This is a genomic window from Tunturiibacter psychrotolerans (assembly GCF_051013365.1).
Lineage (GTDB): Bacteria > Acidobacteriota > Terriglobia > Terriglobales > Acidobacteriaceae > Edaphobacter > Edaphobacter psychrotolerans_A.
The window spans coordinates 5,549,119-5,564,926 of sequence record NZ_CP132941.1; the positions used below are offsets into that span (position 1 = coordinate 5,549,119).

Sequence of the window (15,808 nt, forward strand, 5' to 3'; positions counted from 1 at the left end):
TGTTGTTAACACACGTCTGAACTTCCCCGGCTCTCTTCAGAGCAATGCGATTCATATGCTAGCCTCGGAAAGAGTGAACGCCACTGCAGCAGTCGCAACCGCCAGCGTCACCACATTCGCGGCGACCAACATCGATGACATCGTGCTCCTCACACTCTTTTTTGCGCGCCGCGTGCCGACGCGGAACATCGTGGCAGGCCAATATCTCGGTTTCCTGGCGATCATCCTTCTCAGCTGTGCTGGGCTTCTCGCGACTCTGGCAATTCCTCATCCATGGACTCGCGCATTAGGTCTGGTCCCTCTGGCGTTAGGGCTAAAGCACCTCGTCCTGCTCTTTAGACCACACGGAACGGAAGCAACACAACCGGATCGACAAAGCCTCATCTCCATTGCTCTGGTCACACTGTCGAACGGGGCAGATAACGTAGCGGTTTATATTCCGTTCTTCAGCGTAAATCGCCAACACATTTTCTTGATCCTGACCTCGTATGCGTCTCTTGTCGCCCTGTGGTGCATCATTGGGAAGTGGCTCGGCAACCACCCCATGATCCTCAACGCAGTGAACCGCGCCGGGACCATCCTGGTCCCCTTCGTCTTCATCGCTCTGGGAGTTCGTATCCTCCTGTTCCGCTGACCATGTACATCAGTCCAGAAATCAGATGGCGAGTATGTTGGTTGCAAGGCAATACGATACTTAGTTACTGTTCGAAGCTGCTGTCTCGTTGTTCGCTGAATACAGTTCACACAGTCTGTCACTTGCCGCGTTCGGCGGTGAAAGCCTCGTCGAACTGTTGTCCGCCGGCTCTTGCTCTTCGTTCATTCGGTCCTGGGTAGTCCCTCACGAAGGTGCAAACCGAGCATTTATAGGAGATCGATATGCGTAAACTCAAAATCATTGAGCATATCTCGCTCGATGGCGTCATCCAGACGAGCAGCGGTCCGGAGGACGACTTTCCATACGGCGACTGGACCGCGCCGTATCGCTCCCCTGCTGGGTTACAGATAGTGAACGAGCTGTACGGCAAGACCTGCGACGTGCTGCTTGGCCGTCGAACCTACGACATACTGACGAATTTCTGGCCGAAAGCACCGAAAAGTCCGATGGCGGACCGCTTGAATGCGGCGACCAAGTACGTCGTAACCCACCGACCGGAGAGTCTGGAATGGGGTCCATTCGAGGCAATTGGATCGGACCTCGTGGATAGCGTTCGACGCATTAAATCCAGGAACGGCCCGGACCTGGTTGTCCCAGGCAGCTCGTCCCTGATTTCCGTGCTGCTCGATCACGGACTGGCGGACGAGGTGGTTCTGCTGGTAAATCCTATTGTGCTGGGCAAAGGCAAACGCTTTTTCGAGGGCGGATCACTGCCACGCGGATTTGCTATGGGCAGCACCATGGCTTTGCCGTCAGGCATACTCGTCAACGTCTACAAGCTTATTCCCACGCTGGCCGAGGAGGCCCTGTCGCGCGCCAAGCTGGAACGCGAATTCGAGATTGCCCGCGAGGTGCAGGAGCGCTTGTTCCCGCAGACGCTCCCCAACGTTGCGGGCGTAGAAATGGCCGCGCACTGCAGGCCCGCCCAGGCAGTAGGCGGCGACTACTACGACCTCATCGACATCCGTGATGGCTCGCTGGCCGAAGCAGGGCATGCGTCCGGCGAAAACATCTCTTCCGCCAGCGGAACAACGGCGCACAGCTGCGACCGACTGGGTATCGCGATTGGCGACGTTAGTGGCAAGGGCATGTCCGCCGCCCTGTTGATGGCAAGCCTTCACGCCAGCCTGCGCGGTCAAGTGCTGAGCGGCACTGGCGATCTGGGAACCAAGATGGCCAATGTCAACCGCCTTCTCTACAACGCGTCCGACTCCAACCGCTATGCCACGTTCTTCTACGCCGAACTGGACTGCGCATCGCGCACCTTGCACTACGTCAATGGCGGACACAATCCCCCCGCAGTCCTGCGCAAAGAAGACGGCGCTTTACAGGTGCTTCGCCTCGGAGACGGCGGCCCCGTCATCGGGCTGCTCGCCGGCGCGCTCTACAAGGAGCAGATACTTCACCTCCTCCCCGGCGATATTCTGCTGGCGTTCACTGACGGCATCAGCGAAGCCATGAACTCCTCAGAAGACGAGTGGGGGGAAGACCGAATGATCGCCGAGGCGCAAGCGCATGCGCACCTGAACGCCAAGGAGTTGCTGCAACACTTGTTTCGTGCAGCTGACGCCTTTGCCGCCGGCGCGCCGCAGCACGATGACATGACAATTGTCGTACTGCGACTCTGAATCTGAGATTCGTTCTCACGGAGTGCCGTAGGGGTATGGACCAGCGCAAAACCTGTCAAGCCCCTAAACTCACAAAACCCGCGCCAGACGAGGACATTCCCGTGGCGTATCAGTTACCGCCAATCTTCTATAATGGAAGTAACCGGTAAACACACCCTGTCGAGAGTACAACCGCGTCTCTAACTTACAAATTGACACGAAGTAGCCCACGCATCTACAACAAAACAAGTATTTTGCGCGTAACCGTCTTACTTTCTATATTTTACAGACACACCCAGGCTGCAAGTTGTTGAAACAAAGAGACTTCCCTGCAAGATACCCCTCAAGGGGAGGGGGGAGGGTCCCCAAACCGAAATCCCGAACACTTCACAACCCCAGTAGGTCCAACTCCGCGATACACTCCACTCGTGAAACCCTTCCCTCTCATCGCAACCCTCCTCCTCACCACCCTCGCGCACGCGCAGAACACGCCGCCTGACACCATCTACCTCCACGGCAACATCCTCACCGGCGCCCACCTCCGCCCCGACGATCCCTCCCCCACCCCCGCGAAAGTCCAGGCCCTGGCCATCGCCAACGGAAAAATCCTGGCCGTCGGCCCAGATGCCACCATCCTCAAACTAAAAGGCCCAAAGACTAAAATCATCGACCTCCACGGCGCCTTCGCAATGCCCGGCTTCAACGACGCCCACACCCACATGGCCGCCGCAGGCCAGCAACAACTCTCCATCAACCTCGACGGAATCAAATCCCTGGCCGAGATGCAACAGCGCATCCGCATCTACGCCGCCAAGGCCAAACCCGGCTCCTGGCTTCAGGGCGGCGGCTGGGACCACACCCTCTGGCCCGGCGCCAAACTCCCCACCCGCGAGGACATCGACCAGGTCACCGCCGGCCACCCCTGCATACTCGACCGGGTCGACGGCCACATGGCGCTCGCCAACTCCGCCGCCCTAGCCGCCGCCAACATCACCGCCGACACCCCCGACCCCGGCGGCGCCAAAATCGACCGCGACTCCTCCGGCAACCCCACCGGAATCCTCCGGGAAACCGCCGCCACCAACCTCGTCTTCAACAAAATCCCTTCACTCGGCCCCGAAGAGCGCACCAAAGCCCTCAATCTAGCCATTAACGACGCCCTCGCCCACGGCGTCACCAGCGTCCAGGACAACTCCGAATGGGAGGACTTCCTCGCCCTCGAAGAGCTTGAGGACGCACACAAACTCCACCTCCGCTTCGCCGAGTGGATGCCCTTCGACAAGCCCCTGACGATCCTCAAGGAGCGCCGCGCCAGCCATCCCTCTGACGATCCGCTCCTCCACCTCACGATGCTCAAGGGCTTCATGGACGGCTCGCTCGGCTCCCGCACCGCCGCCATGGACGAACCCTACTCCGACGACCCCAACAACTCCGGCCTCCCCCGCTACCAGCAGGACAATCTGACCCAGCTAGCCTCCGAGCGCGCCGCCGCAGGCTTCCAACTCGGCTTCCACGCCATCGGCGACCGCGCCAACGACATGGCCCTCAACGCCTTCGGAGCTGCCGACCAAGTCGCAACCCTGCCTCCTCCTCCCACCAACCCCAACAACTCCGACGCCCACATCGTCACCACCCCGTCCCCATCCGACCCCACCCCCGCGGCCCTCCGCTTCCGCGTAGAACACGCCCAGGTCCTCCTGCCTGACGACTTCGCCCGCTTCTCCAGCGAGGGGGTCATCGCCTCCATGCAACCCTCCCACCTCCTCACCGACATGAAATGGGCCACCGACCGCCTCGGCACCGAGCGGGCCAAATACGCCTACGCCTGGAAGAGCTTCCTAGACCACAACGTCACTCTGGCGTTCGGCACCGACTACCCGGTTGAGTCCATCAATCCCTTCCGAGGCCTCTACGCCGCCATAACCCGTCAGAACGAGGCCGGCACCCAGACCTTTCAACCGCAGGAAAAAATCTCACTCAACGAGGCCATCTACGCCTACACCCAGGCCTCTGCCTTCGCAGAGTTCCGCGAACACCAGAAGGGCCGCCTAGAACCCGGCTATCTAGCGGACCTCATCGTTCTCGATCGCGACATCACCACCGCCACTCCCCAACAACTCCTCCACACAAAACCCCTTCGCACCATCGTGAACGGCGAAACCGTCTATACCTCGACCGCGAATCGCTCCGCCAAACCCACGACCGGGACGGCTAATTAGTTGCCCCGTCGATTAAGCCCCACCACCTTGGCTCATCTCCTGCTCCTGGCGGTCGTCATCATCTGGGGAGCGACCTTCGTCCTCGTTAAAGACGCCCTTCAAGACACCTCGCCGCTCCTCTTCAATCTGCTCAGAATGGCTCTGGCCTTCGTCGCGCTGGCTATCATAAATCATCGTCAACTCCTCGCCATCAAACGCCAGAGCATAATCTCCGGATTCATGGTCGGCCTCTTCCTGGCCGCCGGATATCAATTCCAAACCACCGGCCTTGCGCACACTACCGCAGCGAAATCCGCCCTCATCACGGGTCTAGTCGTTGTCTTCGTCCCTCTGTTCACTATCTTCCCCGCGCTTCGTCCGTCAGGAACGCCACCTCCCCGCTGGACCAGCGCCCTTGGCGCCGTCTTCGCCTTCTCCGGTCTCCTCCTCCTCACAACACCCGCAGGCACCTCCTGGCAAAACCTCTTCCGCACCATCGGCCCGGGAGACATCCTTACCCTGTTCTGCGCAGTAGCCTTTGCCGCCCATCTTCTCTCCTTAGCCCATGTCTCGAAAGGCATCCCAACGGCCCAACTCGCCACTGTTCAAATCGGATCGGCTGCGCTACTGATGGCGATCACCCTTCCCTTAGGCGGAAGACCCCATCTAACCTTCACGCCACGTCTGATCACAGCACTTGCCGTCACCAGTCTTCTGGCCACAGCTGCGGCCTTCACCATCCAAAGCTGGGCCCAACAGTATCTCCCTCCCACCCACACCGCTATCCTCCTTAGCTTGGAACCAGTCTTCGCTTGCATCACGTCGTTCCTGGTTCTGCATGAACACCTGGGCCACCGCTCGCTTTTTGGAGCTGCCCTCATCCTCATCGGAATCGTCACAATTGAGATTTTTCCCTCCGACGCGCCAATCCCGATATATCCGATCTGAACTCCAAGAAGACTTTCGTCTTTTTTTTGCGTCTAAATAGAGAGTGAAACCCGCCCCGACTCGCACAAAACGATAGCCTAAGGCAGCGACTATACTTAAACTTCATGCCGCGCATACGTCCGGCGCACAGCAACACATAACACTGAGGTCAAGATCTACTAATGGACACACCGAAAAACACTCTGCTCGAACGCATTCGCACACATCGCCTCACCACGACGTTCACCCTGCTTGCGACTTTGTCCGTTGGCATTCTGGCCGGTTCCATTCTTACGCGCAACGTCAGCGGTAAAGAGCAGTCCGAGGTCAACTCCACCGACGCGAAGCCACTCGTCATTCCATCTCCCGTTGCGCTCTCCAATGGCTTCTCTCAGATCGTCAAACAAGTAGGACCAGCCGTCGTCAATATCAACACCGAAGAGCTACCCAAGCCATCCGCCAACAAACGTAGGCGCGGCGGTCAACGTCTACCCCAGCCCAATGACCCAAACAGTGATGACGACAGCCAGCAGTCCCCCGGCGACATGCAGGACTTCTTCAATCGCTTCTTCGGTGGGCAGGGCGGCGACGATGGCGACGGTGGTGCTGCAGGTGAACGCCGCGCTCTCGGCTCCGGCTTTATCGTGGACTCGCGCGGCTACATCATCACCAACAACCACGTCGTCGACAAAGCCGACAAGATCTACGTGAAGCTCTCCACCGATCCTGACGGTGGTCCCGGTGATGAAGGACGTCCCGCCACAGTGATCGGCGTCGATAAAGACACCGACATCGCCGTCATCAAAATCGATACCAAGGAGCCTCTCCCTACCGTCAAACTTGGCAACTCCGACGGCGCACAGGTCGGAGACTGGGTCCTCGCCATCGGCAGCCCGTTCGCCCTCTCTAAAACGGTCACCGCCGGCATCATCTCTGCCAAGAACCGCAGCATTGACGAGCCCAGCCCCAACGGCGTTTCACAAACCCAGTTCCAGCGCTTCATCCAGACTGACGCTGCGATCAATCCAGGCAACTCTGGCGGCCCGCTGGTCGATATGGCTGGTCAGGTCGTCGGCATGAACACCGCCATCTACACCCAGTCCATGGGCTCTCAAGGCGTTGGATTCGCAATGCCTGCCAACATCATCGCAAGCGTCTACAACATGCTCATCGGACCAGAGCATAAGGTAGTTCGCGGCTCCATCGGCATTCAGTTCCAGGTCGCGCAATCCTCCGCTGTCAACCGCGTATATGGCTTCTCAAGCGGCGTAATCGTTGGCGTTGTCACACCGAACGGAGGCGCAGCAAAGGCTGGCATTCAGGCGGGTGACGTTATCGTCTCCATTGACGGTCGCAACATCAAAGATGGCGACGATCTGGTCAACGATATCTCTGCTCGCCACGTTGGCTCGACCGTAAAGCTCGGGTACCTTCGCGACGGCAAGCAGAATAGCGCCAACGTCGTTATCGGAGATCGCGCTAAGACATACGCGGATATCACCGGCCAGCCGGATGACACCTCCACTCCTCAGGAAACCGATGCAGGCGAAGGCAAACTCGGCATCACTGTATCGGCAATCCCCGCATCGCTGTCGGCCAAGGTCGGCATTAGAGGCGGAGTCATCGTTACGAACGTGCGGCCTGGTTCTTTTGCCGACGAGATCGGACTTGGCAAAGGAACGATCATCACCGCCATCAATCGCAAACCGGTAACAGACGAGGCCAGTTATCGGGCCATCGTTTCCACTTTGAAATCCAAAGACGACGTCGTCTTTGTCATTCAGTCCGCAACTCAGAAGAACCTCAACTCCTACGTAGGTGGCACTCTCCCGTAGAAAGCGAACCAGAGAAGGAGTGACTGGGTCAGTCCCACCATTACTCCTTCTCTTCTTCAGAGGAATACGCGCCTAAACCACCCAAAAGATGTATTCCCGCATGTCAACCTTTTTGTTGCATCGCACGTTACTAACGGGATACTCTAACCTCAGCATTGACGACAGATCCTGCACTCTCTGTCCGATATTTAACCCAAGGTAATGGTTTCACTATGCAGTTTGGCAAACTACTCCTAACCTCGACGTTGTTGCTCGCAGCCGCTATGCCATGCCTGGCATTCACTCACGCGCGTCGCGGGCCTACATCCCCCAGGTTATCGAATAAACACTCCAAATCCGCAACGAAGCCAGCAGGCCAACGGGGCATTGACGACGCACGAGCAACTCAGATCCAGGCGTCGCTCATCAAGTCAGGCTATCTCTCCGGAGAAGCCTCAGGCCACTGGGACTCCCAGACCGAATCAGCCATGCAGAAGTTTCAGGAAGATAATGGCTGGCAGACAAAGCTGATTCCCGATTCCAGAGCGATCATCAAGCTCGGTCTAGGCCCCCAGCAGGATTCGCAGCAGGAGTCCAAGATGAGCGCTGGCACATCCTCCGCAATGGCCGCGCCTTCCATGTCGCCAGCTCCGGGTTTCATGCAACGATAGACATTTCGCCGCGCACAAAAGAGGGCCAACCGGCCCTCTTTTTTATTTCAATGAGATCAGAATCCCGCCGTTCTATTGGCCCCGGATGGTAAAGACATGGTCTTTCACATCTTCATGCGAGACGGGCAAACTACCCGTCTTTCCGACCGTGCCACTCTCTAGCCACATCCTCAACCAGTAGTCCTGATGAACTCTAACCAGGCGAGCCGCAACCGGCTGTTTCTGCTCCAGCACTGCGGTAATTCGCGCCGCCATGAAGTCCTTATCTTCCACAGTCTCCAGCTTCGCATCAACTCCTTCACAAGCAAGAAGCTTACTTTGAGCAGCCACAAACTGAGCACCCTCCACAACTCCACTCTCAACCTTCAACTCTGTCATTTGTTCCATCGCAAGTGCTAAAGAAGCATCCAGCCTATCCGCAAACCCGAGATACAGAATTCGCGAGCCCGCGACCCGCAGAGGTAGCAAACCGAACTTCTCAATAAATATTCTTGGCATCACCAGGGCCATCGACTCCGGGGAAAACCCTTCGGTCGTTAGCACCGGGCACCCCCACTGCATGCTCAACCCACGCGTGATCTGCTCAGCCTCCACGCCGCACTCGCTCAAGAGCCACTCTCCAATCTTTCCAGTCCCACTCTCTCGCTGCGCCGCCAACGCCTTTTGGAGTTGCGGATGTGTAATCCATCCCTGCGCCAGCATGAGCAGGCCGAGCGGCACTCTATGCCGATGCGGAGACAAAGCTGCGGACGTTCCTGTATCACCAAGTTCACGACGCACCGCAGCCCGAACCATTGCAAGCACACAACGTCCGCTGCATCCCCACTGTCCTTCGAAGATCGGCCTCCGCCGATTTCGCCACGGCATCGTCCAACCGCTCTCACACTCCAAGTTTCCGCAGACCCTTCGCTGCGATGTTTTTTCCTGAGGAGAAGGAAACCCATATCCCGCAAAACTTCCGAACTCGTTGGACGGCCTATACTCATCCTCCTGCCAGGCCACTCCATTCCCTACCCTCAACGCACTCGGCATCAGTGCGCTCACCCTCATCGCTCCCGTCTTCTTCGTTAGAAAAGGCATCGAATGCTCTCCAGTCTCAGTTGCGGCGTCGCCACCTCGGTAATGCGCAGAGCGAAGTTGCCACTGACAACGACCACCTCACCCCGAGCCACAATTCTGTCACCCACTATCAGGTCGACCGGTTCCGATACGTGGCGGTCCAACTCCACCACATCCCCCGGCCCCAACTGCAACACCTCTCGCAACGGCATATCGCGGGAACCGAACTGCAGCGTCGCATCCAGTTCAATGTCACACAACAACCCGATCCCTGGATCAATCCCAGCCAACTCATCCGAGCCAATCACCTTGTCCATAACCCGTTCTCTCCTAGTTCACACTCATGGTTTCAACCACGCCCTGACTCTCCAGGGCATCGTTCAAGATTTCGCCGTCGATGTCCCCCTCTAGCTGTGCCCCGCGATGCTCACCAGTCCGCACCGGGTGCGCTCTCCCAAGCTGCAGCCCGCCAACACGCAGCTCCGAGATCGAGTGTTTCGCTAACGGAAGACGCAACACCGTGCCCGGTTCCAAGGCCGCCAACTCACTCGCCTTTAGACGCATTGACGGAAACTGCAGCGCGGTGCCGAACTTTACCTCAGCCAACAGCTCGCGCATCCTGGCCTGGGCCTCCTTCGATCGTCTCTTGGGACGATCCCCCTCAGAGATCAACCGTCGCAGAATTGCATTCAAGACAACTGCCGGCAGGCAGATGTTCATCGCACCCTGAGCCTCAGGCATACGCGCCTCGAAGCTGACACACAGCGTTTTTTCCCCGGAGGTCAACAACCGGGCCACCGCTGCGTCAGTCTCTCGCTTCTCAAAGACAAACTCCAGCCCGACCGACTGCCATGCCAGGTTCAACTCCTTCACCGTCATCTGCACGACCGACGTCAGAATTGCATCTTCGATATCCGTCAACTCCCGCGCTGGCCACGCCCGTCCCACGCCACCAAGCAATACATCAACAATGGGCGACGCCAGCGCAAGCTCCAGTTCCAGCAACCCAACCGCGCCAAGTGGCTCCAACCGAATCGAGCAGATGTAATTCGGTGACGAGAGCCGCTCCAGAAATTCGCTGAAGGGAAGCTGCTCACCCGCCACTAGCTTCATCTTGAACGGAGTCCTCAGCCATGCGCCCAGCGTATGCATCAGGTTCCTCGCAAACAGATCATTCACCGAACTGATCGCACGCATCTGATCGTTACTAATCTGGCCCGCACTGCTAAAGTCGTACTGCTCCAAAGGCACTTCGGCCTCAGCCCCCTCTACCTGCTCAGAAGCATTCGCCGCCCCAGCCGCCGCAAACAGTGCATCGATATCTCCCTGCCCAAGCTGCTTTCCCATGTATCCCTTTCTCTGGTTAGAGATCTCTCACAACAACTCGATCCGAGCGTCACCGTGTTCCAGTCTTGCGCTTCGAAGCCTTCGCCTTCACAACCCCGACGGAATCTCCCGGCCGCAGACTCGCAAGAGACGCCCTCAGTCGCAGCACCGCCGAGGAGTGGATCTGCGAGACCCGCGACTCCACTACGCCCAAAGTCAGTCCGATCTCTTTCATCGTCAGCTCTTCGTAGTAGTAAAGCGTCAACACCATTCGTTCTTTCTCCGGAAGCTCGTCGATCGCATCCGCCAGTCGCTGCTTCATCTCCCCCTTCAAGCAACGAAACAGCGGATCATCCTCCGGTGCTCCAGGCACGTAAGCAAGCTCTTCGTCGCCCGAGTCCTCCGACCGTTCCATGTGGAGACTGCCGATCTCAAGTCCCTTCAGGTCACCCAGCAGTGCCTGATACTCCGCCAGCGTCAGCTCCATCTCACGGGCAATCTCCTGCTCAGACGGCGCTCGTCCTACCCGCTGTGTCACCGCACGAATCGCCTCTTCGACGGCCCTTCCCTTACGTCGCAACTCTCTCGGGCTCCAGTCCAGAGTCCGCAACGAATCAAGGATCGCCCCACGAATCCTGAACTGCGCATAGCTCTTGAACTGAACCTTCTTCTTATGGTCAAACTTCGAGAAGGCATCGATCAACCCAACTACCCCAGCCGAAACCAGATCATCCAACTCCACATGTTGAGGCAGCCGTTCGTGGATACGTCGCGCGAGATAGCGTACTGTCGGCAAGTGCTCCATCAAAAGGAGGTCACGTTCCGTTGCACTGCCGCCCTCCGGCGCAGTCACACCCTCTGCGGTGAACGGAGCGAATATGGCCGTCTCCTTCAGACCCGCCATCTCATCAAACTCTGCAGCCTCCAACGAAGCCCATTGCTCTCCGGAGAGCTTCCCCTTCGGCAACCTTTGTCCAATCTGTATCGGCATCGAACCCCCTGTGTTCATACTTCCTCCATTCCTGATCTGCCCCGAACCGTCCCGAAATCTCTCTTCAGCCCATCTCTACCCAACCGTGCCAATGCTCCGTACTCGAATCTCAGGAGGAATCTCTCCTGGCGCCAGCACCGTTACCTTCGGCAGAAACGGCTCCAGCCAACGTCGCACGTGATAACGGGCTGGACTCGGACATAGAAGCACGGGGAGTGCCGAGGTGGCCGCTCCTCCGGTTAGGCGTTTCACAGATTCCACCAACCGCTTCAAAAAGTCCGAACGCATGCCCGCTGGCCGTGTTCCATCGCCCAGCAGCAACCCGGCGCCCTGCGGGTCGAAAGTCTGCTGCAGTTCGCTCTCAAGTTCGGGCTCCAGAACCAACACCTTTAGGCCGCCCTCACCATCCAGCAGCGAATGCACCAGGCCCCTACCCAGCGACTGCCGCACACTCTCCACCAGGTGCACCACGTTCTTCGATTGCTGCGCCGCTTCCACCAGAACCTCGAGGATCGCCCCCAGGTCGCGAATCGAAACCTGTTCCCGCAGTAGCTGCTGCAACACGCGCTGGACCTCGCCAAGCGTCATCAGCTTCGGCACCAGCTCTTCCACCAACTTCGGATGACTGTCATTCAAGCTGTCCAGCAGACGCTTCACCTCATGCCGGCCAAGCAGCTCATGGGCATGCCTCCGAATCAACTCTCCAAGGTGCGTTCCAATCACGGTCGTCTGGTCCACTACCGAATAACCTGCAGCCAGAGCCTGCTCCTCCAAGCCCGGTTGAATCCATCGGGCCTGCACGCCAAACGCCGGCTCCTTCGTCTCCACGCCAGGCAGCACCCGCGCCTTTGGATCCGCGTTCACAGCCAGCAACCAGTTCTGTTCTGTCTGCCAACGCGCAATCTCGATCCCACGAAGACTCACAACATACTCTCGCGGCTTCAGCCGCAGGTTGTCCGTAATATGAATCGGCGGAACGATAAACCCAAGCTCGGTCGCCAGGTGTCTCCGCAACGCGCGAACGCGATTGAGCATCTGTCCACCCTGCTTCTCGTCCACCATGGGAATCAGCTGGAATCCGATCTCCAACGTCAGCTCGTCCATCTTCAGCAACGAGGCCAGATTCTCACCCTTCGCTGCATCCGCCGCCTTCGCCTTATCGCCCTTCGCAGTAACTCCTGAGGTCTCCTCCGCCAACAGCAGAGAAGCGTCCTTCGCCGCGGGAAGCCGCCGCGCGATCAATCCAACGCCAACTGCCAGCAATACAAACGACAGCTTCGGCAATCCAGGAATCAAAGCCAATCCAAGCAACACACCACAAGCAATCCAAAGCGTATTGCGCCCCTTCAGAAGCTGCGTGCCCAGCTCTTCATCGAGCGACCCCGCAGACGAAGCCCGCGTCAACACCATTCCGCCCGCGATCGAAACCAGCAGACTGGGGATCATCGTCACAAGACCATCGCCGACCGTTAAAATCGTGTAGGTCTTTACCGCAGTAGCCAGATCCGTGCCATGCTGTAACACACCGATCAACAACCCGGCCACGATATTGATCGCCGTAATCAAAATCGTCGCCAGCGAATCTCGTTGATTGAACTTCGCCGCGCCATCCATCGCGCCGTAGAACTCGGCCTCGCGCGCGATTGCCTGTCGTCTCTTCCTTGCGCCCTGCTCGTCGATCAGACCCGCGTTCATATCCGCGTCGATCGCCATCTGCTTACCCGGCAGAGCATCGAGAGTAAATCTCGCCGTGACCTCAGCCGTTCTCACTGCACCATGGCTCACCACAAGAAACTGAATCGCGATCAGCGCAAGAAACAGAACCAGCCCGACCACATAATTCCCGCCCACCACAAACTGCCCGAACGCTTCAATCACCGCGCCGGCAGCATGCGTTCCCTCCTGTCCATGCAGCAAAATCCTCCGGCTCGAGGCCAGATTCAACGAAAGCCGAAAAAGCGTCAGCAGCAAAAGCAGCGTCGGAAACACGGAGAAATCGACCGCGCGCCGCACCTGTACCGCCGTCAAAAACACAATCACCGACGCCGTAATGGAGGCCGCCAGCAAAATATCCAGCACCACACTCGGCACCGGAATAATCATGACGAACACCATGCTGATAGCCGCGATAGGCAACATCAACGTCTGTAGCTTCGCCATGTGAAAACCACCACTCTTCTTTATCGCTGTTTGACTCACATCCCACCTCCAAAACCACGCATTCCAACCATTCCCGTCGCTCCAACATTGCCTCTTCCATCGAACAATCGGCTTGCCAACTGCGCTTTCTGCTCTCTCTCTTTCGCCTGACGATCCCTTCGCACACGCTCCTCTACCTTCTGCCGATAGAGGAATGCCAGAATTCCCGCTACCGCTGCGTACAGATCAAATGGAATCGATTGCCCCGGCTCGACCATCTTGTACAAGCTCCGCGCCAGCGGTGGATTCTCAATAATCGGAACCCCAGCCCATCGCGCCTCTTCACGAATCTCCGCGGCCAGCAGATCGCGCCCCTTGGCCAGCACCGTTGGCGCCGACATCGTCTCGAAGCTGAACTCCAGCGCGACCGCATAATGTGTGGGATTTGTAATCACCACGCTCGCCCGCGACATATCCGCCTTCACCTTGCGCTTGCGCATCGCACGCTGAGCCTGACGGATCTTCGCCTTGATCTGCGGATTGCCCATCGCATCGCGCATCTCTTCGCGCAGCTCCTGCTTGCTCATCTTCAGCCGTTGATTCCAGCTCCTCCACTCGATCGCATAGTCGAGCGCAGACCACACCAGCGTCACCCACGCCGCATCGAGCGCCAGCCCGTACGCCGCAGAAAACGTCGCAGGCAGTCGCAGCAGACTCATCACCGGCATCGGAATCATCAACGCCTTAAGAGCGCCCCATCCCAACACGACCATGACCGCCGCCGGGACCAGCGACTTCACCAGTCGCGTCGCCGATCGCAAGCTGAACAGGTTTCCCAAGTTTGTGACTGGATTCAGCTTTGAAAACTTAAGCTCCACTGCACTCGGATAAATCTGCACCCCACCGCTTTGCGCCACTCCCGACACCAAGGCCCCGGCAAAGCTGGCCGCCATGACCAATCCCACAGGCATAAGCGCGGGAACGAGAATCCGGCGGACAGCCACATTGAAAAGCTGTTCTCCGCTCTGTCCATTCAAGCCGCTCACATTTGTCGTAGCCGACCGGAGACTCTCCTGGTACACCTTGCCCCAGTCAGCCACAAACCCATTCGACATCGCACCAAGCATCATGATGCCGCCGAGCATTGCCATCGCCGACAACAACTCGCGGCTATGAACGCTATCGCCCTTCTCCTTCGCCTTCTTCTTTCGTAGTGGAGTTGCCTGCTCTGTGCCTTTATCTGCCACGTGGCCCTCTCAAGCAGCAACAGCCCACCAGCACGATTACGTTTCCCCACAAAATCTCAGACGCCGCCGACTGTTCGGCTTCACTCCCCATCGCCAGTCTCATGCCCGCACCAACAGCTTTGCCGCAGCATCCAACAACGTCGTGAAGTGCCGCTCAATCCATCCAGGCCACACAGCCAAACTCGCTATCAACACCACGTACGACACCATCGTCTTAGCCGGGACACTAATCACAAGCGAAGGCAACTGAGGCGACAACCGTGCCACCAGCGCAACCGTCACCTCCACCGCCAATGCAGCCGCCATCACAGGAGCAGCCAACTGCACTCCCGCCAGAAAGATCCCGCCCGCCATCATGGCCAGCGCCACGCCAGTCTTCGCCTGCATCACCGCCTGCCCTACTGGCACAGCAGAAAAGCTCCTCACCACCGCAGCCAACAAGCTACGATCCAATCCCGAGCCGATGATCACCAGCACACCCAGCCAGCTCAGCATCTGCCCCAACACCGCCGTCTCGATCATTGAATTCGGGTCCAGCAGGTTCACCAGCGAAAAGCTGAACTGCAACCCCAATAGAGTCCCAGCAAAAGTCAGCGCCTCATTCAACAACATCAGCGAAAGTCCAAACAGTAGACCAACGCTCAACTCGCCCAGCAACGCCCTCCCGTCAAGCACCGCTCGCGCCCCAGGCACCGTCGCAACCGCAGGCGCCAACAGAATCGTCATCGCAAACACAAACCCGGCTTTAATCCGCGGGGCAATCGCCGAAGAAGAGAAGACCGGAGCGAACACCATCAATCCGCTCAGCCGCACCATCACCAGCACCGCTGCCGTCAGGTATTGAGGCCAGTTTGTCAGCAATCCACTCACTTCGCCATTCATTGCGCCTCTATCCCAGGTACTTGTGAAAGTCAGTGAACAAACGCACCGTGAAGCCAACCAGCCGATGCACCATCCATGGCAGCACCGCTACAGTGATGACAAAGACCACCACCAACCTCGGAACTGCCGTCAGCGTCTGCTCCTGCACACTGGTAAGGGTCTGCAGTAAACTCACCGCAAGACTCACCAGGGCCGCCGCCACCAGCAAAGGTGCGCTCAAAAGCATCGCCTCAATCAACACTCGCCGCATAATCTCTACCGTCTGATCCGGTCCCATCCCTGCTCCCATCGC

The 15,808-nt window shown here is 58.2% G+C and carries 14 protein-coding genes; 6 read left to right on the plus strand and 8 right to left on the minus strand.

Annotated elements, in window-relative coordinates; genetic code table 11:
- The first annotated feature begins 55 nt into the window (after window positions 1-55).
- From RBB76_RS23580 to RBB76_RS23605, 6 genes are all read left to right on the plus strand, one after another.
- Entirely contained in the window at window positions 56-634 is a 579-nt protein-coding gene (locus RBB76_RS23580) for a cadmium resistance transporter (protein WP_433963484.1), read from the plus strand.
- Between the two features lie 242 nt (window positions 635-876).
- The gene (locus tag RBB76_RS23585; protein WP_429630642.1) at window positions 877-2,283 is read left to right on the plus strand and encodes a SpoIIE family protein phosphatase; all 1,407 of its coding nucleotides are present in this window, start codon (window positions 877-879) and stop codon (window positions 2,281-2,283) included.
- Between the two features lie 407 nt (window positions 2,284-2,690).
- Window positions 2,691-4,481 carry an amidohydrolase gene (locus tag RBB76_RS23590; RefSeq protein WP_429630640.1) on the plus strand — a complete coding sequence of 597 codons (1,791 nt, stop codon included), beginning with the start codon at window positions 2,691-2,693 and terminating at the stop codon, window positions 4,479-4,481.
- Window positions 4,482-5,408: a DMT family transporter gene (locus tag RBB76_RS23595; RefSeq protein ID WP_429630638.1), complete on the plus strand. Its 927-nt coding sequence runs from the start codon at window positions 4,482-4,484 to the stop codon at window positions 5,406-5,408.
- Between the two features lie 161 nt (window positions 5,409-5,569).
- The gene (locus RBB76_RS23600) at window positions 5,570-7,222 is read left to right on the plus strand and encodes a trypsin-like peptidase domain-containing protein (protein ID WP_429630636.1); all 1,653 of its coding nucleotides are present in this window, start codon (window positions 5,570-5,572) and stop codon (window positions 7,220-7,222) included.
- A gap of 212 nt (window positions 7,223-7,434) precedes the next feature.
- Entirely contained in the window at window positions 7,435-7,872 is a 438-nt protein-coding gene (locus RBB76_RS23605) for a peptidoglycan-binding domain-containing protein (RefSeq protein ID WP_429630634.1), read from the plus strand.
- Window positions 7,873-7,944: 72 nt separating this feature from the next.
- Here RBB76_RS23605 and RBB76_RS23610 read toward each other — a convergent pair whose 3' ends face one another.
- The 8 genes from RBB76_RS23610 to RBB76_RS23645 all read right to left on the minus strand — a co-directional run bounded on the left by RBB76_RS23610 (window position 7,945) and on the right by RBB76_RS23645 (window position 15,793).
- Window positions 7,945-8,952 carry a hypothetical protein gene (locus RBB76_RS23610; protein WP_429630632.1) on the minus strand — a complete coding sequence of 336 codons (1,008 nt, stop codon included), beginning with the start codon at window positions 8,950-8,952 and terminating at the stop codon, window positions 7,945-7,947.
- Complete coding sequence (fliN, locus tag RBB76_RS23615; RefSeq protein ID WP_429630630.1) at window positions 8,940-9,248, minus strand: flagellar motor switch protein FliN; 309 nt, start codon at window positions 9,246-9,248, stop codon at window positions 8,940-8,942. The genes RBB76_RS23610 and fliN overlap by 13 nt, the downstream gene beginning before the upstream one ends.
- A gap of 13 nt (window positions 9,249-9,261) precedes the next feature.
- Window positions 9,262-10,278 carry a flagellar motor switch protein FliM gene (locus RBB76_RS23620; RefSeq protein WP_429630628.1) on the minus strand — a complete coding sequence of 339 codons (1,017 nt, stop codon included), beginning with the start codon at window positions 10,276-10,278 and terminating at the stop codon, window positions 9,262-9,264.
- A gap of 49 nt (window positions 10,279-10,327) precedes the next feature.
- Window positions 10,328-11,266 (minus strand): sigma-70 family RNA polymerase sigma factor, encoded by a 939-nt coding sequence (locus RBB76_RS23625; RefSeq protein WP_429630626.1) that lies wholly within the window; start codon window positions 11,264-11,266, stop codon window positions 10,328-10,330.
- Between the two features lie 57 nt (window positions 11,267-11,323).
- Window positions 11,324-13,408: a flagellar biosynthesis protein FlhA gene (flhA, locus tag RBB76_RS23630; protein WP_429631150.1), complete on the minus strand. Its 2,085-nt coding sequence runs from the start codon at window positions 13,406-13,408 to the stop codon at window positions 11,324-11,326.
- Between the two features lie 35 nt (window positions 13,409-13,443).
- Window positions 13,444-14,634 carry an EscU/YscU/HrcU family type III secretion system export apparatus switch protein gene (locus tag RBB76_RS23635; RefSeq protein ID WP_429630624.1) on the minus strand — a complete coding sequence of 397 codons (1,191 nt, stop codon included), beginning with the start codon at window positions 14,632-14,634 and terminating at the stop codon, window positions 13,444-13,446.
- A gap of 99 nt (window positions 14,635-14,733) precedes the next feature.
- Window positions 14,734-15,516, minus strand: coding sequence for a flagellar biosynthetic protein FliR (locus RBB76_RS23640; protein ID WP_429630622.1), 783 nt, complete (start codon window positions 15,514-15,516; stop codon window positions 14,734-14,736).
- 7 nt (window positions 15,517-15,523) lie between these two features.
- A complete protein-coding gene (locus tag RBB76_RS23645; protein ID WP_353062300.1) occupies window positions 15,524-15,793 on the minus strand; it encodes a flagellar biosynthetic protein FliQ in 270 nt (89 codons plus the stop codon).
- Window positions 15,794-15,808 lie beyond the last annotated feature (15 nt).

Coding starts and splice junctions, on each gene's coding strand:
- RBB76_RS23585 (WP_429630642.1), top strand. CDS start 877: ATGCGTAAACTCAAAATCATTGAGCATATCTCGCTCGATGGCGTCATC.
- RBB76_RS23605 (WP_429630634.1), top strand. CDS start 7,435: ATGCAGTTTGGCAAACTACTCCTAACCTCGACGTTGTTGCTCGCAGCC.
- RBB76_RS23600 (WP_429630636.1), top strand. CDS start 5,570: ATGGACACACCGAAAAACACTCTGCTCGAACGCATTCGCACACATCGC.
- RBB76_RS23620 (WP_429630628.1), bottom strand. CDS start 10,278: ATGGGAAAGCAGCTTGGGCAGGGAGATATCGATGCACTGTTTGCGGCG.
- RBB76_RS23625 (WP_429630626.1), bottom strand. CDS start 11,266: ATGAACACAGGGGGTTCGATGCCGATACAGATTGGACAAAGGTTGCCG.
- fliN (WP_429630630.1), bottom strand. CDS start 9,248: ATGGACAAGGTGATTGGCTCGGATGAGTTGGCTGGGATTGATCCAGGG.
- RBB76_RS23645 (WP_353062300.1), bottom strand. CDS start 15,793: ATGGGACCGGATCAGACGGTAGAGATTATGCGGCGAGTGTTGATTGAG.
- RBB76_RS23610 (WP_429630632.1), bottom strand. CDS start 8,952: ATGCCTTTTCTAACGAAGAAGACGGGAGCGATGAGGGTGAGCGCACTG.
- RBB76_RS23640 (WP_429630622.1), bottom strand. CDS start 15,516: ATGAATGGCGAAGTGAGTGGATTGCTGACAAACTGGCCTCAATACCTG.
- flhA (WP_429631150.1), bottom strand. CDS start 13,408: ATGGCGAAGCTACAGACGTTGATGTTGCCTATCGCGGCTATCAGCATG.
- RBB76_RS23580 (WP_433963484.1), top strand. CDS start 56: ATGCTAGCCTCGGAAAGAGTGAACGCCACTGCAGCAGTCGCAACCGCC.